Here is a 22,052-nt window from a genome sequence, read left to right as displayed (position 1 = left end):
AACATGGCTAACCTGAGCATCCGCAACCTGCAAAAAGGCTTTGATGGTCATCAAATCATCAAGGGTATCGATCTGGACGTGAATGACCGCGAGTTCGTGGTCTTTGTCGGGCCTTCGGGCTGTGGCAAATCCACCCTGCTGCGGCTCATCGCCGGGCTTGAGGAGGTCACCTCGGGGACCATCGAACTCGATGGCCGCGACATTACCCAGGTCACGCCGGCCAAACGCGATCTGGCGATGGTGTTCCAGACCTACGCGCTTTACCCGCACATGACGGTAGGCAAGAACCTGTCATTCGCACTGGACCTGGCGGGTGGCGACAAGGCCGAGATCAAGAAGAAGGTCGATGAAGCCGCGCGTATTCTGGAGCTCGGCCCGTTGCTGGAACGCAAACCCAAGCAGTTGTCCGGTGGACAACGACAGCGTGTTGCGATTGGCCGGGCCATCGTGCGCAATCCGAAGATTTTTCTCTTCGATGAACCATTGTCCAACCTCGACGCCGCGTTGCGCGTGCAAACCCGCCTGGAGCTGTCGCGCCTGCACAAAGAGCTGCAGGCCACGATGATCTATGTGACCCACGACCAGGTTGAGGCAATGACCCTGGCCGACAAGGTGGTGGTGCTCAACGGCGGCAAGGTCGAGCAGGTCGGCTCGCCGCTGGAGCTTTATCACCACCCGGCCAATCTGTTTGTCGCAGGCTTTCTCGGCACGCCGAAAATGGGCTTCCTCAAGGGCAAGATCAGTCGAGTGGACAACGCCGGCTGTGAGGTCGAGCTGGATGCAGGAACGCGCATCAGTCTGCCGGTCAATGTCGCAGGACAGAGCGTTGGCGCGGCTGTAACGCTGGGCATCCGCCCGGAACACCTGAACCTTGCCCAGAGCGAAGATTGCCAGTTGCAGGTGATTGCCGATGTCAGCGAACGTCTTGGCAGCGACACGTACTGTCACGTGCGCACCCGTTCGGGCGAGGCGCTGACCATGCGTATTCGTGGCGACCTGGCCAGCCAGTACGGCGAGACGCTGAACCTGCACCTGGACAGTGCCCAATGCCACCTGTTCGACGATCAAGGTCTGGTGATTGCCAAAGCCTTGCAGACTGTCGCCGCCTGAGTTCCGGAGAGCCCTTCATGAAACTGACCAAAAACAATCTGTCCCGACTGGACACCGACATTGCCCTGCCCGCCTACACCGTCGACAGCACTCGCCAGGGCATTGCCCATATCGGCGTTGGCGGCTTCCATCGGGCGCATCAGGCGTTTTACACCGATGCACTGATGAACAGCGGCGAAGGCTTTGAATGGAGTATATGCGGCGTCGGTCTGCGCCCTGAAGACAAAGCCGTACGTGACGCACTGGCGCAGCAGGACTATCTGTACACGCTCTACGAACTGGGCGACACGCCAGATACCGAAACCCGCGTCATTGCCTCGATCAGCGGCATGCTGCTGGCCGAAGACAGCACTCAGGCGTTGATCGACAAGCTAGCCAGCCCGGACATTCGCATCGTCTCGCTGACCATCACCGAAGGCGGCTATTGCATCGACGACAGCAATGGCCAGTTCATGGCGCATCTGCCACAGATCCAGCATGACCTGGCAAACCCGGACCAGCCAAAGACGGTATTCGGCTTCCTCTGCGCTGCACTGGCGCGCCGCCGTGCCGAAGGTACGCCAGCCTTTACCCTGATGTCCTGCGATAACCTGCCGCACAATGGCGCAGTCACTCGCAAGGCGCTGCTGGCATTTGCCACCTTGCGCGATGCCGACCTGCATGACTGGATCAAAGACAACGTCAGCTTCCCCAACGCGATGGTCGACCGCATCACCCCCATGACCAGCGCTGCTCACCGGCTGAAGCTGGCGGACGAGAAGCACATCGACGACGCCTGGCCGGTGGTCTGCGAACCGTTCGTGCAATGGGTGCTGGAAGACAAGTTCGTCAACGGTCGCCCGGCCTGGGAAAAGGTCGGCGTGCAGTTCACCGATGATGTAACGCCCTATGAGGAAATGAAGATCAAGCTGCTCAACGGCAGCCATCTTGCCCTGACCTATCTGGGCTTCCTCAAGGGTTATCGTTTTGTCCACGAAACCATGAATGACCCGTTGTTCGTGCGCTACATCCGCGCTTACATGGACCTGGACGTCACGCCGCAGCTGGCGTCGGTGCCGGGCATCGACCTGGAAGGCTATAAAGACACGCTGATCGAGCGCTTTTCCAACCAGGCGATCGCCGATCAGCTGGAGCGGGTTTGTTCGGACGGTTCGTCCAAATTCCCCAAATTCACCATTCCGACGATCAATCGTCTGATCGTCGATCAGGGCAATTTCGAGCGCGCCTCGCTGGTCGTTGCCGCGTGGGCGCTGTATCTGAAGGGTGTCGACGAGAACGGCACGACCTACAAAATTCCCGACCCGCGCGCCGAGTTCTGTCAGGCACTGGTGGCCGACGACGCGCTGATTACCCAGCGGCTGTTGCAGGTTGAGGAAATATTTGGCGTTGCCATTCCGAAATCAGCCGAGTTTGTCGCAGCGTTCGAGCAGAACCTCAATGACCTGCGCACACTGGGCGTCAGTGGCACGCTGGAAAAACTTCTGGCCAACCGCCTTTGAGGTGCGCCCATGTTTCTTGGAATTGACTGCGGCACCCAGGGCACCAAGGTACTGGTGCTCGATACCGAAAGCGGTACTGTGCTGGGCGAGGGTTCGGCCTCGCATAGCCTGATCAGCGACCATAACGGCCGCCGCGAGCAGGACGTAGGGCAATGGCTGAATGCGCTGCAACAGGCCACCCGCGATGCCTTGGCACAATCTGGCGTGTCGGGGCAGCAGATTCTCGGCATCGGCGTATCGGGCCAGCAACATGGTCTGGTGCTACTCGATGCTCAAGGTGAGGTGCTGCGCCCGGCCAAACTGTGGTGCGACACCGAATCGGCTCCTGAAAACCAGCGCTTGCTGGATTACCTGGGCGGCGCGCAGGGTTCCCTGCAACGCCTTGGCCTGGTCATTGCGCCGGGCTATACCGTGTCCAAACTGCTGTGGACCAAGGAACAGTACCCGCAGCTGTTTGAGCGTATAGACAAGGTGCTGCTGCCCCACGACTACCTCAACTATTGGCTGACCGGCCGCTGCTGCACTGAATTCGGAGACGCATCGGGCACCGGTTATTTCAATGTGCGCACCCGTGAGTGGGACCTGCCGCTGCTCGCGCACATCGACCCGAGCGGCCGTCTGGGCAAGGCGCTGCCGCAATTGGTGCAAGCACACGAAGCGGTTGGCGTGCTGCGTCCTGAAATCGCCCGACTGCTGGACCTGAACCCCGCAGCACTGGTGTCCAGTGGTGGCGGCGACAACATGATGGGCGCCATTGGCACGGGCAATATCCAGCCCGGTCTGATCACCATGAGCCTGGGCTCGTCAGGCACTGTCTATGCCTACGCCGATGAGGCGCGGGTCAGCGAGCATGAGTCGGTCGCTACCTTCTGCTCATCCTCTGGTGGCTGGCTGCCATTGATCTGCACCATGAACCTGACCAATGCGACTACGGCAATTCGTGAGCTATTCGCTCTGGATATCGCTGGTTTCAACCAGACCGTCGCCGAGGCTCCGATAGGGGCCGAAGGCGTGCTGATATTGCCTTTTCTGAACGGTGAACGCGTGCCCGCGCTTCCTGATGCCACTGGCAGCATCGTCGGGCTGGACAGTACCAATCTGACCCAGGCCAACCTGTCCCGCGCCGTGGTCGAAGGCACCACCTTCGGCCTTCGCTACGGATTGGATCTGCTGCGCGACAGTGGTATCAAAAGCGAGAAAATCCGCCTGATTGGCGGCGGTTCCAAAAGTGCGGTATGGCGGCAGATCGTAGCTGACATCATGAATACTCCGGTGATCTGCACCGACCACGCAGAAGCCGCCGCGCTGGGCGCGGCCATTCAGGCCGCATGGTGCTGGTCGCATGCCGACGGCAAGGCTGAGGGCCTGCAGCAACTGTGCGAACGCTGTGTAAGTCTCGATCAAAGCAGTGAGACGCACCCCGTGGTGCATAATGTGGCCGCCTATCAGCAGGTCTATCAGCGTTATCAGGCGCAACTGCGCAAGGTTTGAACCGTTTTTTCATGGAGCACTTATGTTTCTGGTTTGTGGCGAAGCACTGTTCGATATTTTTACCCGCGCTGATGACAGCGGTTCCCTGAACAGATTGGGGTTTGATGCGATTGCCGGCGGCTCTCCATTCAACGTTGCGATCGGACTGCGCCGCCTGGGTGTGGAGGCAGGCTTCTTTGCCGGGCTGTCCACCGATTACCTGGGCCGCCGTCTGCGTGCCGTGCTGGAAAAGGAAACGGTCAATACCGATCACCTGGTTGAGTTCGACGCGCCCACGACACTGGCCATGGTCGCCGTGGGCAGCGACGGCTCGCCGACTTACAGCTTTCGCGGCGACGGCTGCGCGGACCGGCAGTTGCGCCTTGAACATCTGTCGGAACTCGATGCGCAGGTACGCGGCATTCACGTCGGCTCGTTTTCGCTGGTGGTGCAGCCGATTGCCGACACACTGCTGGCGCTGGTCGCCCGCGAAAGTGCGACGCGCCTGATTTCACTGGACCCCAACGTGCGCCTCAACCCGGCACCGGACATTCAGCGCTGGCGCAGCCAGATCGCAGCGTTCGCCGAACATGCGCACCTGATCAAGGTCAGTGACGAAGATTTGCACCTGTTGTACCCGGACAGCGATCCACAAAAAATCGCCGAAGGCTGGCTCGGCAAGCGTACGCAACTGGTCATCGTCACCCGCGGCACGCAAGGTGCCAGCGTCTTTACCCGGCAGCATGGTACTTGGTCAGTGCCGGCAAAAACGGTGGTCACCGCCGATACCGTCGGGGCCGGGGATACTTTTCAGGCGGCGCTGCTGACCTTCCTCAGCGAGCGTCAGCTCGATACGCCAGAAGGCTTGTCGACGCTGTCACGGGAAACCCTGGACGAGATGCTGAATTTTGCCGTCGGCGCAGCCGCGCTGACCTGCACAAAGGTCGGGCCGGATCTGCCGTATCGGCATCAGTTGGGGTGATTCAGTTTTCGACGAGAAACAAAAACAGCGGTACATCCGCAACATGTAACGCATGAAATAAAGTCTTCGTGAGCAAGCTCACTCCCACATTCCGAACCTGTTCCAAGCGGGAGAAGTTTCAGGATTCACTCCCATTTGGAAAGCATTCCATCTGTGGGAGTGAGCTTGCTCACGAAAGAGCCATTACAGTCGCCGAACAAGCAACCGAACCCACTGCCTGGTCAAGCCACCATCCCGGCCTTGATACCTCTGATGCGGGTGTTGATGTCATCCGCAACGTTGTTCTGCTTGTCCTTGAGCGCGTCCTGGACTTTCTGGTCAATGGCCAGTTGGTCCTGAGGTGCCATGGCGTCGTAGTCTTTCTGGGTGATGCCCGTCAGCTTCTCGCGCACTTTCTCTTCGGCCGTCTGCTTCAGAGAGTCCATGAACTTCTGTTCTACCGAACCCGTCGATGCAGTGTCAGTGGTGCTGGTGGCGCTGGCCACTGAACCGATGACACCGTTGTCGCGATCAGCCGTCTTTTCCGACAGTGACGAATCACCGGCAGACTTGAGATTGATCATCATCCGCGCGAAGGATTCGTTGTAACCGCTGTTGTCCTGCTTGCTGTCTTGCGATGTTGAATTGCTGACCGGCGTGGTAACCGGTGCCGAACCTGATGTCAGGCCAGCGGCGGCAACCGAGCTGAATGCGTCCTGAGACACCTCATCTACGGTTTTGCGCCCAACCACAGCCCGGGAAACAAGCTGCTCAAGCGCACTCGTGCCAATAATCATCTTTCACCTCCTGATGAACCTGTTGCGCAGGTTCAACAGCAAGTCCAGTGCCAAGTGCACAGTAAATCCATAAGTTACTGATTTTTATAATTTAAATTCAGATACTCATGATCGGCACTGTCAAAAAAACCCATACATTCTGCCGTTTGCGGCAAACATTCACCGACACAGGCTGCTTTCAGCCTGCCGCACGACCGGTATTGACGTTCAACAGCTCGATCGGCAAAGGTTCAGAGAAGTAGTAACCCTGCGCCTGGGTCGCGCCGATCTCGCGCAGCAACTCGAGTGTTTCCAGATCTTCGACACCTTCGGCGACGACGTTCAGATCAAGGGATTCGGCCATGCGTACGATGGCCCGCACGATGGCCCGGCTGCGTATGCTGGAGGCCAGTCCGAAGATAAACGATTTGTCGATTTTCAAGCCGCTGAAATGGTACTGATGCACATAGCTGAGCGAAGAAAACCCCGCGCCAAAATCGTCCAGCATGACCGACATGCCCTGCTCGGCCAGTTGCTTCATTGACAGGCGTGCCTGCTCGGAGTCGGCCACCAGTGCCCCCTCCGTAAGTTCCAGGCACAGACGCCAGGGCGCAACATTCTGTTCAGCAAGCATCGCCAGCACTTCTGCAGCGAATGCCGGGCGGGTGATGCTGTAGCTGGAGCAGTTCACATGCACTGGCGGCCAGTGGCCGTTCTCGGGTTGCGCCAGGATGTTCACCACGCATTTGAGCATGTAGATATCCAGACGACCAATCAGGCGCAAACCCTCCAGCGCGGGCAAAAAGCTTTCCGGCCCGACGATCCGTCCATCCGGCATGCGCCAGCGGATCAACGCTTCGAACGCCAGTAACTCTCCGGTCCTGACACAGATGACCGGCTGAAAATAGGGGATCAGTTGATCAGTACGCTTCAGGGCCGTGCGCAACGCTCCCTCTTGCTCGACCTGATCCGACACCTCCCGACGCAGAGCCTGATTGAACACGGCGAAGCTGTCACGCCCACCATTCTTGACCCGGTACATGGCGGTGTCGGCATCACGCAAGAGGTCTGCCGGCTCCTCATGAAAGCGGCTGTCAGCACCCACCACGCCGATGCTGCAAGAAGAAAAGACACTGTGATCGTCAATCACGAACGGTTGCTCGAAGGCGGTCAGGATCCGCTGGGCTATATCCGTACCGGCCTGTAACGGTGCATCGATGCTTAGCACCGCAAATTCGTCACCTCCAAGCCTGGCCAGCAGATCCCCTTCACGCATGCAACTGCGCAGCCGCTCGGCGGCCTGCACCAGAAGGATATCGCCGCAGTGGTGGCCAAGGCTGTCATTGATCATCTTGAAGCGATCCAGATCGATGAACATGACAATCAGCTGCTGGCCGTTCAGGCAAAAGTCTTGCCATGCCTGTTTCAGGCGATGTTGCAAGTGACTGCGGTTGGGCAACCCGGTCAACGAGTCGTGGGAGTTTTCATGCTGCAACCTGGCGTTGGCCTGGTCCAGCTCCCGGGTCCGGTCGCGAACCCGGGCTTCCAGGAGCACATTGGCGGTATGGATCGCTTCTGCCGCACTGCGCCGGGACAGTGCCGTGTCGATGTGGCGAGAGACAAAGGTCAGCAGTTCCTGATCACGCAAGGTATAGCTGACATCCTTCGAATAGCTTTGCACCACCAGGACGCCGCGCACTTGCTCGCCATCGAACAACGGAATGCCCAGCCAGGAAGAAGAACGACCAGTGTTTTTTTGCACCTCGATTTCGCCGAGGCTTTCCAGCCTGCGGGCATCGTCGTAATCGATCAGACAGGGTCGCCGCTGACCTATCACATACTCGGTAAAGCCACGCTGCCCACGCCGTGAACGTGGCGGCGTGTGTTGGTATTCGTCGATGTAGTAAGGAAAGGTCACTTCGCCTGTGGCGCTGTCGTAAAGGGCGATGTAGAAATTGAGCGCTACCAGCAGCTCGCCGACAATCATGTGCAGGCTGCGAAACAGCTCATTCATGTCGCCGGGCTGGCTGGACAGCTCGGCAATCTGGAACAGGGCACTCTGCAAATGCTCGGCGCGTTCACGGTCGCGCACTTCCTGGCGCAGGGCGTCGTTGGCTGCCGAAAGCTGTTGCGTGCGCAGTGCCACAATCTGCTCCAGGTCGGTACGCCGCAACAGCCGGTCCAAGGCCATCGCCACATGTCGCGACACCACGGAAAACAACGCGCGATCCTGAGCACTGTAGACGCGGGACACGTCATAGACCTGCATCGCGACCATGCCGAATACTTCGTCCGAGGCGTTTTTCAAGGGCGCGCCCATCCAGAACTCCGGCAGACGCCCCACCCAGAAAAAACGACCTTCGGCTTTTGCCCGCTCGATACAGGCTGCTTCCAGAAACAAGGGTTGCCCGGTGCTCAAGACATACCCGGTGAGCGACATTCGATCGGCGTCGATGAATTCGAACGTCTCGTGGCCCATCGCTTCGTCATCGAAACGGTCGATGTAATACGGATAAGTGATCTTGCGGCTTTGCTGGTCATACAGCGCGACGTAGAAGTTCTCGGCATCGATCAGCGCACTCAACTGCTCATGAATACCCTGCAGAAAAGCCCCGCGATCCAGCGTGGAGCTGGCCAGCAGGCTGATTTCATAGAGAACCCGCTGGGTGTTCTGCGCCCGGATCAACGCAGCGGTCTGCAACAGTGAACCCAGTCTGGCAGCGAGATCCACCAGCGCGGGATGGTCTTTTTCAGCCATTGGCGCCAGCACCCAGCCCAACACGCCCTCGCCCTGCCCGGCGACTCGGCAATGAAGCTGCAATTGAGCACAGTATGTGTCGAAGTCTTCAGCAGCGATGTGCGCAGGCCAGACGACTGCAGGGTCGCCCTGCCCGAGCAGACATTTCAGCTCGCCTGCAGCGTAGGCCGCCCAGGCGATATCCGGTATCTGTTCCCGTGCAGCGCTCAAAAGTGCGTCGATGGGCGCGTGACTGGCGAATCTGTCATGGTTGGCAGCCAACGTGGTGTCTGGACTGAACGCTACGCTTGGGCATATACCCGTGGCCAGATGTGAGACTGTCATGGAAACACCAGATGCATGAGCCGACGACGGTCATCCGTAAAAACCATGACCAAAGGTAACAAGTGTGCTGCTGCATTGTTGCAAAGTTCATACCTTTTTGGCAGACCCTTTGCCTGTCAGATGACATCCATGTGACGTGGGGCACTACACGGCTGCCATACGGGTCAGATTCAGGTGTGTCGCGAGACCGCCAAGGTGAATGAGCAGGGCTCGGCTATGCTTGCTCGCGGCGTTACATATTCTTCCCCCACTGAACAGGTGACAGTCATGGTCAAGACTTACAGTTACGCAGCGCAGTCTGCTCAGGAAGTGCTAAAACCATATCAGTTCGAACGCCGCTCACCCGGTGCCGAAGACGTTCAGATCGACATTCTCTACTGCGGCGTTTGTCACTCGGACCTGCATACCGCACGCAATGAGTGGCACAACACACTCTATCCTTCGGTTCCGGGCCACGAAATCGTTGGCCGGGTAACGGCAGTCGGTGCAGACGTCAAACATTTCAAGGTCGGCGACCTCGCGGGTGTCGGCTGCATGGTAGACAGTTGCCAGCAATGTACACCCTGCGCAGAGGGTGACGAGCAATATTGCGAGAGCGGCTTCACAGGAACCTACACCGGCCCGGTATTTGGCGGCGAGAACACCTTCGGCGGCTACTCCGACAAGATCGTGGTCAAGGAGAAGTTCGTCCTGCGCATCTCTCACGACGCCAATCTGGCCGCCGTCGCGCCGCTGTTGTGCGCAGGTATCACCACGTACTCGCCATTGCGCCACTGGAAGGTCGGCCCGGGCAAAAAAGTGGGCATTGTCGGGCTCGGAGGGCTCGGCCACATGGGCGTCAAGATCGCGCACGCCATGGGCGCTCATGTGGTGCTGTTCACGACATCGCCCGACAAGCGTGAAGATGGCTTGCGGCTGGGTGCCGACGAAGTTGTTGTATCCAAAGATGCTGCACAGATGGCAGCCCAGGCCAATAGCCTGGATTTCATCCTCAATACAGTCGCAGCACCGCATGATCTGGATGCATTTCTGTCCCTTCTCAAGCGTGACGGCACCATGACGCTGGTCGGCGCACCGGCAGAGCCGCACCCGTCTCCGGCAGTCTTCAATTTGATCTTCAAACGCCGCAGTCTGGCAGGCTCGTTGATCGGCGGCATTCAGGAAACCCAGGAAATGCTGGATTTCTGCGCCGAACACGGCATCGTTTCAGACATTGAAATGATCGCCATGCAGGACATCAACGAGGCTTATGAGCGGATGCTCAAAGGCGACGTGAAATATCGTTTCGTCATCGACATGGCCAGCCTCAAGCAGGAAATTCCTGCTGACTCAAACGCCGCATGATGCGGGCTGAATGCACCTGAAGAGCCTGGCGCTGCCATGGATGGCGGCGCGCACTAGACATGCCGTACGTCGCAAGGCATGAACTGACTACAGACAATAACCCACTGATACTCATACTCACTGTAAGTGTCGGCAACGGCTTGAAGCCCGCACTTGCGCCTGGCCCACCCTGCTTCATGCTGGCATGAGCTTGTCCTGGCCAGAAAAATGAACTATTTATTACATTTTAGTGACTATCATTGACTGCCTTTGGGTCTCAAGTTCACGAAGTCCTTGCAGATACTCATGTCAACGGACGTTTTAACAGGTGAACAAATCATGAAACAACGAGCGACAGTCATCTGCAAACGCGACGGCCAGGTCCTCTACGTGCGCAAACCAAAATCGCGCTGGGCATTGCCTGGTGGCAAGATCGAGGCTGGTGAAACGCCTGCTCAGGCCGCCATGCGTGAATTGTGCGAGGAAACAGGCCTGAAAAATCTTGATCTGCTCTATCTCGAGGTTTATGAGAAAGATCAGGTTACTCACTACGTGTTCACTACGCAGGTCCCGACCTCAAGCGAGCCTTCGCCACAGAATGAGATTGCCGCTTGCAAATGGCTGGCTCCGAAGAAACTCGCAGACTTGAAGGCCAGCAGTGCGACCAAGACCATCGTCAAGTCATATGCCCAGCGGGCCTGAGAGCATTTCGAGCATCTGGCGCAACGCCAAAGGGTGATCAGCCAGATCGGGTTGAACGGTCAGGCCTGAAGCTGTTCTGAGAGAGCAGACGGTTTATTACCTTCATCCCCGTCTCAGGAGATCCCCTATGACTCAGACCGCCCTGGTTGTTGGCGCAAGTGGCATTGTCGGCAGTGCAATCACACAGTTGTTACTGGAAAACGATTGGCAGGTTGCCGCCCTCTCCCGTAGTCCGTCAGCGCGGCCCGGCTTAATTCCGGTGGCTGCAGACCTGCAGAACCCGGAGTCCGTCAGTGCGGCCCTGGCTGATTTGAAGCCCACCCACGTTTTCATCACCACATGGTCGCGTCAGGCCACTGAAGCAGAGAACATCCGCGTCAATGCTGCGATGGTGCGCAATGTGCTGGATGCTGTACGGCCCGCTGGCAGTGTGAAACACGTTGCGCTGGTCACCGGGCTCAAGCATTACCTTGGCCCGTTCGAAGCCTACGGTAAGGGCACGCTGCCACAAACGCCGTTCAGGGAGACGCAAGCGCGCCTGGATATCGAGAACTTCTACTACGCGCAGGAAGATGAAGTCTTCGCTGCCGCCGAGAAAGACGGTTTTACCTGGAGCGTCCATCGCCCGCACACCGTGACAGGTGTCGCGGTCGGCAATGCGATGAACATGGCGACCACCCTCGCCGTCTATGCCTCGATCTGCAAGGCAACCGGCCGACCTTTCGTGTTTCCGGGCTCACGCGTGCAGTGGGACAGTCTGACCGACATGACCGATGCACGTCAGCTCGCCCATCAGCAACTGTGGGCCGCCACGACGCCTGCTGCGGCAAATCAGGCGTTCAACATCACCAATGGCGACGTATTCCGCTGGAGCTGGATGTGGGGGCAGATCGCCGAGTACTTCGACCTGCAGCCAGCCGATTTTCCGAGCGAGCCAGCCCCGCTGGAAACGCAGATGGCCGATGATCAGGCTGCCTGGACCGATATTGTCCGCGAGCATCAACTCAAGGAAGGTGATATCAGCCGCCTGATTTCGCCATGGCACACCGACGCCGACCTGGGTCGCCCGATCGAAGTGGTTACGGATATGTCGAAAAGTCGCAAACTGGGCTTCACGGCTTTTCAGGCGAGTCACGACGCGTTTTTCGAAGTATTTGAAAAGCTGCGCCGTGACCGACTGATTCCCTGAAGCTGCTTGTCCTCTTATGTCAACGCTTTGCGTTGGCACAAGAGCGGGCACTTGCTTCGGGTGAAACAGACGCAACAAAAAAGGGTCAACCTCTCGGTTGACCCTTTTTTTACCGCCCAGCAGAGCGGATTTTATCTGGTAGGCGCGATTGGACTCGAACCAACGACCCCCACCATGTCAAGGAGAGGAGCAATACCCACTAGCCCATACAGGCTATGGCCTTGAGAGAACGCCCATTCACATCATGAGGCGTCAACATGGCTAACATCCGCTCCCTACCATCAGGCAACTGGAACGCTCAGGTCAGATTGAAAGGGAACCCCCCACAATCGAAGACATTTTCTACACAGGCTGAGGCTCAGGCATGTTGCCGCTGACCGAAAACTGACCCAGTAGAGGCTGTTCTGCCGACTGAAAACTGACCCAGGTGCTCAACTGCTTCTGCTCACTTTTTGAGCAGGAGAACACAGGGTGATCAGCATGGAAATGTTGGGAAAAATCCGGCGGATGTACTTCCGCGACAAGCTCTCGCTGCATCAGATAGCCAAGCGTACCGGGCTGTCGAGAAACACCATCCGAAAATGGGTCAGAGCGCCCGAAGCCAATCAACCAGCGTACCAACGGTGCGCATCCTTCAATAAGCTCAACCCTTTTCACGAGACCTTAGAGCAGGCGCTCAAGGCTGATTCGTTCCGGCCAAAACACAACCGTAGGAGCGCCAAGGCACTTTTTGAGCAGATCAAGGCCGAGGGTTATGACGGCGGTTACAGCCAGCTCACGGCGTTTGTCCGCTCTTGGCGGTGCGAGCAAGGCAAGTCTGTACGCGCTTTTGTACCGCTGACTTTTGCCCTCGGTGAGGCCTTTCAGTTTGACTGGAGCGAAGAAGGCCTGCTGATCGGTGGCCTGTTTCGACGTATCCAGGTCTCCCATATGAAGCTGTGCGCAAGTCGCGCGTTCTGGTTGGTTGCGTACCCCAGTCAAGGCCACGAGATGCTGTTTGATGCCCATACACGTTCGTTTGGAGCGTTGGGTGGCGTGCCACGTCGCGGCATCTACGACAACATGAAAACGGCTGTCGACAAGGTTAACAAAGGCAAAGGCCGCACGGTCAATGCCCGGTTTTCCGTGATGTGCGCGCACTATCTGTTCGATCCGGACTTCTGCAACGTGGCCTCTGGCTGGGAGAAAGGCATCGTCGAAAAGAACGTGCAAGACAGCCGGAGGCGAATCTGGCTCGATGCTCAAAATTGCATGTTCCATACCTTCGAGGAGCTGAACGTCTGGCTCGGCCAACGCTGTCGTACGCTCTGGGCTGAACTTGTACATCCGCAGTACAACGGTTTGACGGTGGCAGAAGTCCTGGAGCTGGAGCAGGCTGAAATGATGCCAATGCCGACGGCCTTTGATGGCTACGTGGAACGCACCGTCCGTGTCTCTAGCACCTGCCTGATCAGCGTGGCGCGCAATCGTTATTCGGTGCCTTGCGAGCGTGTGGGTCAATGGGTCAGCAGCCGTTTGTACCCTTCGCGAATCGTGGTCATTGCCGACGAAACGGTGATCGCCAGTCACGAGCGCCTCTTTGATCGAGATCAGATCGGTTTTGACTGGCAGCACTACATCCCACTCATCGAACGCAAGCCTGGTGCACTGCGCAATGGCGCTCCATTTGCTGATCTGCCAAAACCGTTACAGCTTCTTAAACGCGGACTGAGGCGTCACACCAACGGTGATCGAATCATGATGCAGGTACTGGCTGCTGTGCCCATCGCCGGTCTCGAACCAGTGCTGGTGGCGGTGGAGCTGGTACTTGAATCGGGAAGTCTGAGCGCCGATCACATCCTCAATGTCGTTGCCCGCCTGACCTCCACCGCACCACCTCCCTGTGTAGAAACCAGCCTGCAACTCAAAGTGGCGCCGGTTGCCAATACAGCACGCTACGACCGGCTCCGTACGACCGATGAGGAGAATCGCAATGCGTGACCTAATGACTGAACTCAAAGAACTGCGCCTGCACGGCATGGCCAGTGCTTGGGAAGAACTGGTCTCTCAAGGAACAGCGTCGACGGCTTCATCGAAATGGCTGCTGGAACATCTGCTTCAGCAGGAACATGCGGATCGCGCGGTGCGCTCGGTGAATCATCAGATGAACATGGCAAAACTCCCCATGCACCGTGACTTAGCTGGCTTTGACTTCAGCGCTTCCAGCGCTGATGCCCGGCTGGTCAGCGATCTATCCAGCTTGGCGTTCACTGAAACCGCGCAGAATGTCGTGTTCATCGGCGGCCCTGGCACCGGGAAAACACACCTGGCCAGTGCCTTGGCTGTATCCGGAATCACGGCCTACAACAAACGCGTGCGCTTCTTTTCCACGGTGGATCTGGTGAATCTGCTGGAGCGTGAGAAGTACGATGGCAAGGCAGGGCGAATCGCCCAGGCACTGCTGCGCACAGACCTGGTGATACTGGATGAACTCGGATATTTGCCCTTCAGCCAAAGCGGTGGCGCCCTGTTATTTCACCTGCTGTCCAAACTGTACGAACACACCAGCGTGGTCATCACCACCAACCTGAGCTTCTCGGAATGGTCGAGTGTGTTTGGCGACGCCAAGATGACCACCGCGTTGCTGGATCGGCTGACACACCACTGCCACATCGTCGAAACGGGCAACGAGTCCTACCGCCTACAACACAGCACATTGGCTGCCCAGACAAAGATCAAAACACGCGAACGAAAGCGAAAGGACGGAAATGATATCGAGGACGATGAGCCATTTTGATCCGCACCATAAATGCCCTGCTGCATGCGGTGGGGCTTGATGCGTCTTCAATCGGAACACTGCTGCTAAGCTTATCCACAATTGCTGGGGCAAAAATCAGCAATCCGTCCTGGGTCAATTTTCAATCGGCAGGGTGGGTCAGTTTTCAATCAGCGCCAACATGTATAGCCTTGCGGGCCAAATATGTGCTGATCACGAATCCAAAACCCTGTGTACATAGCGTCCTACCTGCTGAGACCTTTGCCCCTAAATATCAGACTGCCAGCATTTCTACCAGAAATTCCTGACCAGCAATGCATAAGAAAGGACAACCCCTAACCCCCCCCTGCCCACCCCTCGCCTTGATGACCCCACGCACACAGAAATAGCCCTGCCCCTTGAGCGTTAAGAAAACTCTACAGAGGGATTGGATAGCGTCCAGCCCACAGCAGGCACGTAGCTCAGTTGGTTAGGAGCCTGCCATTGTGAGGCCACGAACAATGAGCACCACCTTAACAAGAAGGTGTTCAAGTCATACAGATCAGTAGCTTAGGTATGGTCGTTCACATTTACTCGTGTGAATGCCACTGTGAATGAGGTGTGAACGTTCGTGTGAACGACGATTTGAACGAGAACGGACGTTCCCATTGCAGTGTGTGAACGATGCCTATAGATTGTGAACGTTTTCTCAAGGAACAAAAAAGGGGAACCCTTTCGGATTCCCCCTCTCGACCGCCCAGCAGAGCGGATTTTATCTGGTAGGCGCGATTGGACTCGAACCAACGACCCCCACCATGTCAAGGTGGTGCTCTAACCAACTGAGCTACGTGCCTACTGTGGGTCGGCATTCTACGGATATTCGAATGCCTGTCAAATTCTTTTTTGCAGTAACTCTCTGAATACGCGAAATTTTTACCCTGGGGTTCAGCACCCAGAGACAAAAAAGGGCCAGCCTTTCGGCTGACCCTTTTCTTACCGCCCAGCAGAGCGGATTTTATCTGGTAGGCGCGATTGGACTCGAACCAACGACCCCCACCATGTCAAGGTGGTGCTCTAACCAACTGAGCTACGTGCCTACTGTGGATCGGCATTCTACGGATATTCAGATACCTGTCAATCTGTTTTTTCTCTAAGCCTATGAATTACAGCGTTTTTTGCCCGTTGGCAGGGAATGACACTTTTCGCCTGTTGCTGGCAGAGCTTTTGGTTCTCGGGTACGATCCCCCCATCGTCAAGAATATTAAACGGAGTCTCAGGATGGCAAATACGCCCTATCCGCAGTCCTACTATGCCGCTTCAGCCAATGCCGCCCCGGAACGTCCAGCGTTGCAGGGTGAAGTCGAAACCGACGTGTGCGTCATCGGCGCTGGCTATACAGGCCTGTCGAGTGCGCTGTTCCTGCTGGAGAATGGATTCCGGGTCACGGTGCTGGAAGCGGCAAAAGTCGGCTTTGGCGCGTCGGGGCGTAATGGCGGGCAGATCGTCAACAGTTACAGCCGTGACATTGATGTGATCGAGCGAACCGTCGGGCCACGCCAGGCGCAGTTGCTGGGGCAGATGGCCTTTGAGGGCGCATCCATCATTCGTGATCGGGTTTCCCGCTACGGTATCCAGTGCGACCTGAAGGATGGCGGTGTATTTGCAGCGCTGACCGGCAAGCAACTGGCGCATCTGGAAGCCCAGCAGCGACTGTGGGAGCGTTACGGCCACACCGGCCTTGAGCTGATGGACAAGCGCCGGATCAACGAAGTCGTTGCCTGTGATCAATATATCGGCGGGCTGCTGGACATGACCGGCGGCCATATTCACCCGCTCAATCTGGCGCTGGGTGAAGCGGCCGCAGTCGAAACCCTGGGCGGCACGATTTACGAGCAGTCGGCGGCCATTCGCATCGAGCGCGGTGCCAGCCCTGTGGTCCATACGGCGCAAGGCAAGGTCCGCGCGAAATTCATCATCGTGGCCGGCAACGCCTATCTGGGCAATCTGGTTCCGGAGCTGGCTGCCAAGTCGATGCCTTGTGGCACTCAAGTGATCACCACAGAGCCGCTGAGCGATGAACTGGCCAAAACACTTCTGCCGCAGGATTACTGCGTCGAGGATTGCAATTACCTGCTGGATTACTACCGCCTCAGCGCCGACAAGCGCCTGATCTTCGGCGGCGGCGTGGTCTACGGTGCCAGAGATCCCGCCAACATCGAAGCCATTATCCGGCCGAAGATGCTCAAGGCGTTTCCACAGCTCAAGGATGTGAAGGTCGACTACGCATGGACCGGCAACTTTCTGCTGACCCTGTCTCGCCTGCCTCAGGTTGGCAGGCTTGGCGACAACATCTATTACTCGCAGGGTTGCAGCGGACACGGCGTGACTTACACGCATCTGGCGGGCAAGGTACTGGCCGAGGCGTTGCGCGGTCAGGCAGAGCGCTTTGATGCGTTCGCCGACCTGCCCCACTATCCTTTCCCCGGCGGACAGATGCTGCGCACCCCGCTTACTGCGTTGGGCGCCTGGTATTACAGCCTGCGTGACCGGCTGGGTTTTTAACTTCGCTGACAGTAAAACGGCACCTTATCGGTGCCGTTTTTATTTGTGCCGCGTTTATTTCATTTAACGCCGCGTGCCAATGTTCGTTTCGCCTCGCCCGCCGCCTGCTCCTGTCCGGACTTCGATAAAGCTTCAGCGGCCTGCAACCAGCGCTGCTGATCGACATTGGCGGGCAGCTGCCGGGGCGACTGAACCAGCACCGCCCAACTGCCGGCCTCTTTCCACGCCGATGTGAAGCGGCTGAAACTCATTGAATAGCGACGATCCATGCCTGCATTCAACAACACCGTCTCCTTTACCCGGTTGTAACCAATCAACACGGCATAACGTGGGCTCTTCCACAGTGCAGAGCCCTGGGCAAAGCGCAGCATGACCGGATAGCCCGCCGACACCTGAGTCAGCAGGTCCTGTAATTGACCATCAAGCGGATAGACCATGAAGCCGTATTCCCGCGCAACCTTCTGCATATTCTGTTCGAGCCGGTCTTCGGCACCTGGCAGTTGCAGCGGCTTGTCGAGCAAGCCGGGCGTGGTCTGTACCTGTTGGTTGGCCAGCATGCTTGCCAGCACCATTGGCCCACTCTGGTAGGCGTTACCCCGGAAGAACGGGACCGACGTCAGTTCGACCCGGTCCGGAAGGCGTTTCATCTCGGGCGTGACCATTGAAGAACAGCCGACAAGACCCATGAGAAAGGCTAAAACCAGCCATGAACGTAATGCACCGGCAGTACCGGAATAGAAAGAGACCGACAAGATGTTCACTCGCTTCAACTGATGCCGGGCAACCCACGACCCGGCCTGGACACCGATCATAGAGCTCTGGGGGTTCAGGGTATAGTCAGGCACTGCGGCTCATCGGGCCGAATGGAGAAAATAGTTCATAGCCCTGCGCCACTGGTCAATTAACCGAAACATGCCCCGTACTAGACTGTCAGTTATCAAGACCGCAACAAAAGCAGGAATGTGGAGGCACTTATGAGCCTGGAACTGACAATCGTGATGCTGCTCGCTTCGTGGCTTGCTGTAGCCAGTGCCATGCTGTGGGGCGTAATGCGCATATCCCGTCGCCATCACCAGCCGCGCAGTGCATCGCCACCTGCGGCAAAACGGCCGAACCTGGTTAAGGCTGTCAAAGTAGCCGCTGCTGTGGCCAGCTGATAGTTCGTTGTGCCGCTCGAATAAAGTTGTCGGCAGTGGAAATGCAAAAAGGTCGACCCGGTTACCCGGGTCGACCTTTTTTCAGCCTGGCCTGCTATCAGTGCGCGGACACCTGAGCAGCAGCCTTTTTACGTCTTGCTCTGCGTACCAGCATGTTCAGGCCTTCAATGGCTGCCGAGAAGGTCATGGCAGCGTAGATGTAGCCCTTGGGCACATGAGCGCCAAAGCCTTCGGCGATCAGCGTCATACCGATCATGATCAGGAAGCCCAGGGCCAGCATGACCACCGTCGGGTTATCGTTGATGAACTTCGCCAGCGGGTTGGCGGCAACAAGCATCACGACGACGGCAGTGATTACAGCAATGACCATAATAGGCAAGTGTTCGGTCATGCCCACGGCAGTGATGATACTGTCGATGGAGAACACCAGATCCAGCATCAGGATCTGCACGATGGCCGCGCTCATGCTCAATGCCACAACCGAACCCAGGGCTTTCTCTTCTTCGGTCTTGACGTCCATGCTGTGGTGAATTTCCGTCGTCGCTTTCCAGACCAGGAACAGGCCACCAGCGATCAGGATCATGTCCTTCCACGAGAACGCCTGGCCGAACACCTCGAATACCGGCTCTGTCAGTTGCACGATGTACGCCACGGTGCTGAGCAAGCCAAGGCGCATCACCAGCGCCATACCGATACCCAGTTTGCGGGCCTTTTCTCGTTGGTGCTCAGGGAGCTTGTTGGTGATGATCGAGATGAAGATCAGGTTATCGATACCCAATACGACTTCCATGACCACCAGTGTTGCCAGCGCGATCCAGGCTGCCGGACTTGTTGCGAGTTCCAATAGGTATTCCATAGATCACTGCCCTGCCTGAGCCAATATTAGTTGTAAGTCAGATTTATTTATCGGTCGTATTTTCGGTTTCAGCCGAGCTTTGTGGTGGCTGCTGCACTGAAAATTCCTGTTTTGCCTCATCAATCGCCTTGGTTGCGGCTTGATGTGTTTCGTCAATCGCCTGTTTTGCAGTGTCGGCTGCTGCATTCACCACATGCTTGGTGGATGACTCTATCTGATCGCATCCTGCCATTACCAGCAGCGAGCAGCCCAGCAGTGCAGCGTAAAGGGTTTTATTCATGGCTTCCTCGTTAAGCAAGGCTGGGCGGCGTGTTCAGCCCGGCGTTGGAAGCAGATTCTAGACATTTTGAAACATACGGAAAATTCGATTTTATAAGGCTTATACTTCGGTTTTACCGAACCGGCAGAGATCATGCTTAATTACCGTCAGCTTCACTATTTCTGGGTGGTAGCCAAAACCGGGAGCATCGTGCGCGCCTGCGAGCAGTTGAATCTCACCGCGCAGACTGTCAGCGGACAGATAAGCCTGCTGGAGGCGTCACTGGGTGTCGATCTGTTCCAGCGCGTAGGCCGGCAACTGGAAATGACTGAAGCGGGTCGCCTGGCCCTGCCTTACGCCGAACAGATGTTTCAGTTGGGCAATGATCTGGAAAACCTGCTGCGCTCGCAGCCCGATGAACAGCAACTGCTGTTGCGCATCGGAGTAGCTGATGTGGTGCCCAAGTCCATCGTGTACCGGTTGATTGCCCCGACCATGAACCTCAGCGAGTCCATTCGCATCACCTGCCGGGAAGACAAACTGGAAAGGCTGCTGGCAGACCTGGCAATCCAGCGTCTGGACCTGGTGATCTCGGACAGCCCCATGCCGCAGCACCTGGATATCAAGGGCTACAGCCAGAAACTGGGAGAATGCGGGGTCAGCTTTTTTGCGACCCGTGAAGTGGCAGAACGTATCGGAAGTGGCTTTCCGCAGTGCATGCACGGTGCGCCGCTATTGATTCCAGGCCAGGAAACCGTCGTTCGCGGCAGGCTGATGCGCTGGTTTGCCGAACAGAGCATCCAGCCGCGCATCATCGGCGAGTTCGATGACAGTGCGCTGATGAAGGCGTTTGGCAAATCCGGCAGCGGTGTCTTTGTTGCACCCAGCGTCATCGCCGATGAGGTGCAGAGCCAGTATGGCGTACAACTGATAGGCCACACTGATGCGGTGACCGAATCATTCTACGCCATCACCGTGTAGCGCAAGGTCAAACACCCCGGCGTTGTCGCCATCGCCGAAAGCGCACGAAACCAGCTGTTTACCGACGCAGGTTAGGCGGCAAGCGGGCCGGGATCACGTCTGATCAGCAGCACTGCCAGCACAATCGCAAGAACGATAATGCCCGCAGCGGCAAAACCGACGTTACCCAGACCGAGATGATCGATGACCCTGCCGCCGATCATCGCACCGATGCCGATGCCAAGATTCGCTCCGGCGATGTTAAGCGACGCCGCGAACGCAGGTGCTTGCGGCGCGGCCTTGATCAACCGGACATGACTGACCAGAAACAAGGCGGCCTGGGTGATACCCCATATTGCCAGCGCGACTGGTAAGGCGAACACCGAATGAATGCTGGGCACCACAGCGACCATGCCGACTACCATGAAGGCGCAGAATACCAGGCTGGCAATCAGCGGATGCCGGTCAACCATGCGCCCGCCCAGCGAGTTTCCGAGCAAGCCGACCGCGCCAAACCCCATCAGGCACCAGCCCACCAGGCTGCCGTCGAACCCGGCGAGACGCTCCAGCATGTCCGCCAGATAGGTGTAGGCGGTGAACATGCCGCTGAATACCAGTACCGACAGCAGCACATGCCCCTGCATCATCCGGCTGCGCAAAATGCCGAACTGGCTGAGGATCGACACCGGGTTTTTCTTCGCCGCCGTCCGTGGCAGATAGACCGCCAGCAACAGTGCCTTGGCAAATGCCAGGCCGGCGAGCACCAGAAACGCACTGCGCCAGCCGAAAGCATCGGAAATCAGGGTGCCGATGGGAATGCCGAACACAGTGGCGCAAACGATGCCGAAACCGATTCTGGCAATCGCCCGACCAGCGAACTGCGGCCCGACGATGTCCACGGCGGTTTCACTGGCCAGTGCCCAGAACACCGACAGCCCCAACGCAGGAATCAGCCGCGCCAGCCCCATCACGGCAATATTGGGTGCCAGCGCTGCCAGTAGATTTGAAAAGCCGAATAGCACAAGAATGCTGATGAACAGACGCTTGCGCTCGAAACGCGAGAAATAAGCGGTCAGAAAAGGACCGAACGCTGCAACCGTGAATGCGAACAGGGTGACCAGCAGCCCCGCTTGCGAAACCGTGACATCCAGATCGCGGGCAACCGCAGGCAAAAGACCGACAATGACGAACTCTGTGGTCAGCACGGTAAAACCGGCGGCCGACAACAGAAGTATGGGCAACAACATGAATACTCCAGAACAACACTACAGCCCGAAAAACAGGGCTGACACCCCAACAACTCTCGTTGCCACGCTCCGCGTGGTAATGCATTTCGTGACGCTCTGCGTCAGCCAATGCGTGCCAATGCGGAGCATTGGCACGATAGTCAGTTGGATTTGCGCATAACGCCG

The 22,052-nt window shown here is 57.4% G+C and carries 17 protein-coding genes, 2 tRNA genes and 1 pseudogene; 12 read left to right on the top strand and 8 right to left on the bottom strand.

Going from position 1 to position 22,052, the window contains the following annotated elements; all coding sequences use genetic code 11:
• Positions 1-3: 3 nt before the first annotated feature.
• The 4 genes from AC4ANK_RS13760 to AC4ANK_RS13745 are packed head-to-tail and all read left to right on the top strand — an operon-like array spanning position 4 to position 5,061.
• A complete protein-coding gene (locus AC4ANK_RS13760) occupies positions 4-1,110 on the top strand; it encodes an ABC transporter ATP-binding protein (RefSeq protein ID WP_002553632.1) in 1,107 nt (368 codons plus the stop codon).
• A gap of 17 nt (positions 1,111-1,127) precedes the next feature.
• Complete coding sequence (locus tag AC4ANK_RS13755; protein WP_044320720.1) at positions 1,128-2,609, top strand: mannitol dehydrogenase family protein; 1,482 nt, start codon at positions 1,128-1,130, stop codon at positions 2,607-2,609.
• Between the two features lie 9 nt (positions 2,610-2,618).
• Entirely contained in the window at positions 2,619-4,100 is a 1,482-nt protein-coding gene (gene xylB, locus AC4ANK_RS13750; RefSeq protein WP_002553630.1) for a xylulokinase, read from the top strand.
• Between the two features lie 22 nt (positions 4,101-4,122).
• Complete coding sequence (locus AC4ANK_RS13745) at positions 4,123-5,061, top strand: carbohydrate kinase family protein (protein ID WP_002553629.1); 939 nt, start codon at positions 4,123-4,125, stop codon at positions 5,059-5,061.
• 221 nt (positions 5,062-5,282) lie between these two features.
• On the opposite strand, the gene AC4ANK_RS13740 is transcribed toward AC4ANK_RS13745, so the two are convergent.
• Positions 5,283-5,837 (bottom strand): hypothetical protein, encoded by a 555-nt coding sequence (locus AC4ANK_RS13740; protein ID WP_002553628.1) that lies wholly within the window; start codon positions 5,835-5,837, stop codon positions 5,283-5,285.
• A gap of 178 nt (positions 5,838-6,015) precedes the next feature.
• A complete protein-coding gene (locus AC4ANK_RS13735) occupies positions 6,016-8,898 on the bottom strand; it encodes a bifunctional diguanylate cyclase/phosphodiesterase (protein WP_002553627.1) in 2,883 nt (960 codons plus the stop codon).
• Between the two features lie 267 nt (positions 8,899-9,165).
• On the opposite strand from AC4ANK_RS13735, the gene AC4ANK_RS13730 reads away from it, so the two are divergent.
• The 5 genes from AC4ANK_RS13730 to istB all read left to right on the top strand — a co-directional run bounded on the left by AC4ANK_RS13730 (position 9,166) and on the right by istB (position 14,888).
• Complete coding sequence (locus tag AC4ANK_RS13730; RefSeq protein ID WP_031597427.1) at positions 9,166-10,242, top strand: NAD(P)-dependent alcohol dehydrogenase; 1,077 nt, start codon at positions 9,166-9,168, stop codon at positions 10,240-10,242.
• A gap of 318 nt (positions 10,243-10,560) precedes the next feature.
• On the top strand, positions 10,561-10,923 hold the full coding sequence (locus AC4ANK_RS13725) for an NUDIX hydrolase (RefSeq protein WP_005730063.1): 363 nt from the start codon (positions 10,561-10,563) through the stop codon (positions 10,921-10,923).
• Between the two features lie 127 nt (positions 10,924-11,050).
• Positions 11,051-12,112 (top strand): SDR family oxidoreductase, encoded by a 1,062-nt coding sequence (locus AC4ANK_RS13720; protein WP_031597429.1) that lies wholly within the window; start codon positions 11,051-11,053, stop codon positions 12,110-12,112.
• 480 nt (positions 12,113-12,592) lie between these two features.
• Entirely contained in the window at positions 12,593-14,092 is a 1,500-nt protein-coding gene (gene istA / locus AC4ANK_RS13715) for an IS21-like element ISPsy20 family transposase (protein WP_122302115.1), read from the top strand.
• The gene (gene istB / locus AC4ANK_RS13710) at positions 14,085-14,888 is read left to right on the top strand and encodes an IS21-like element ISPsy20 family helper ATPase IstB (protein ID WP_031598096.1); all 804 of its coding nucleotides are present in this window, start codon (positions 14,085-14,087) and stop codon (positions 14,886-14,888) included. Before istA ends, istB begins: the two co-directional genes overlap by 8 nt.
• 735 nt (positions 14,889-15,623) lie before the next feature.
• Here istB and AC4ANK_RS13705 read toward each other — a convergent pair.
• Together AC4ANK_RS13705 and AC4ANK_RS13700 are read right to left on the bottom strand one after the other, a co-directional pair.
• A tRNA-Val gene (locus AC4ANK_RS13705) sits at positions 15,624-15,700 on the bottom strand.
• A 166-nt stretch (positions 15,701-15,866) separates the two neighbouring features.
• Positions 15,867-15,943, bottom strand: a tRNA-Val gene (locus AC4ANK_RS13700).
• Between the two features lie 181 nt (positions 15,944-16,124).
• Here AC4ANK_RS13700 and AC4ANK_RS13695 point away from each other — a divergent pair.
• Positions 16,125-17,408: an NAD(P)/FAD-dependent oxidoreductase gene (locus AC4ANK_RS13695; RefSeq protein WP_002553626.1), complete on the top strand. Its 1,284-nt coding sequence runs from the start codon at positions 16,125-16,127 to the stop codon at positions 17,406-17,408.
• Between the two features lie 59 nt (positions 17,409-17,467).
• Here the strand turns inward: AC4ANK_RS13695 and AC4ANK_RS13690 are convergent, their stop codons facing one another.
• Positions 17,468-18,163 (bottom strand): peptidase C39 family protein, encoded by a 696-nt coding sequence (locus AC4ANK_RS13690; RefSeq protein WP_031597430.1) that lies wholly within the window; start codon positions 18,161-18,163, stop codon positions 17,468-17,470.
• A gap of 219 nt (positions 18,164-18,382) precedes the next feature.
• On the opposite strand from AC4ANK_RS13690, the gene AC4ANK_RS13685 reads away from it, so the two are divergent.
• Entirely contained in the window at positions 18,383-18,565 is a 183-nt protein-coding gene (locus AC4ANK_RS13685) for a hypothetical protein (protein WP_002553624.1), read from the top strand.
• Positions 18,566-18,662: 97 nt separating this feature from the next.
• On the opposite strand, the gene AC4ANK_RS13680 is transcribed toward AC4ANK_RS13685, so the two are convergent.
• Together AC4ANK_RS13680 and AC4ANK_RS13675 are read right to left on the bottom strand one after the other, a co-directional pair.
• The gene (locus AC4ANK_RS13680) at positions 18,663-19,421 is read right to left on the bottom strand and encodes a TerC family protein (protein ID WP_002553623.1); all 759 of its coding nucleotides are present in this window, start codon (positions 19,419-19,421) and stop codon (positions 18,663-18,665) included.
• A gap of 43 nt (positions 19,422-19,464) precedes the next feature.
• Complete coding sequence (locus AC4ANK_RS13675; RefSeq protein ID WP_002553622.1) at positions 19,465-19,701, bottom strand: hypothetical protein; 237 nt, start codon at positions 19,699-19,701, stop codon at positions 19,465-19,467.
• A 132-nt stretch (positions 19,702-19,833) separates the two neighbouring features.
• Here AC4ANK_RS13675 and nhaR point away from each other — a divergent pair.
• Positions 19,834-20,736, top strand: a pseudogene (gene nhaR / locus AC4ANK_RS13670) (transcriptional activator NhaR).
• Here nhaR and AC4ANK_RS13665 read toward each other — a convergent pair.
• Positions 20,733-21,887, bottom strand: coding sequence for an MFS transporter (locus AC4ANK_RS13665; RefSeq protein WP_460382744.1), 1,155 nt, complete (start codon positions 21,885-21,887; stop codon positions 20,733-20,735). The pseudogene nhaR and the gene AC4ANK_RS13665 sit on opposite strands and share 4 nt — an antisense overlap.
• Positions 21,888-22,052 lie beyond the last annotated feature (165 nt).

Source organism: Pseudomonas sp. Pmew2 (genome assembly GCF_058129885.1).
Note: the sequence above shows the minus strand (reverse complement) of the source record. Positions and strands in the feature narration are given on the sequence as shown.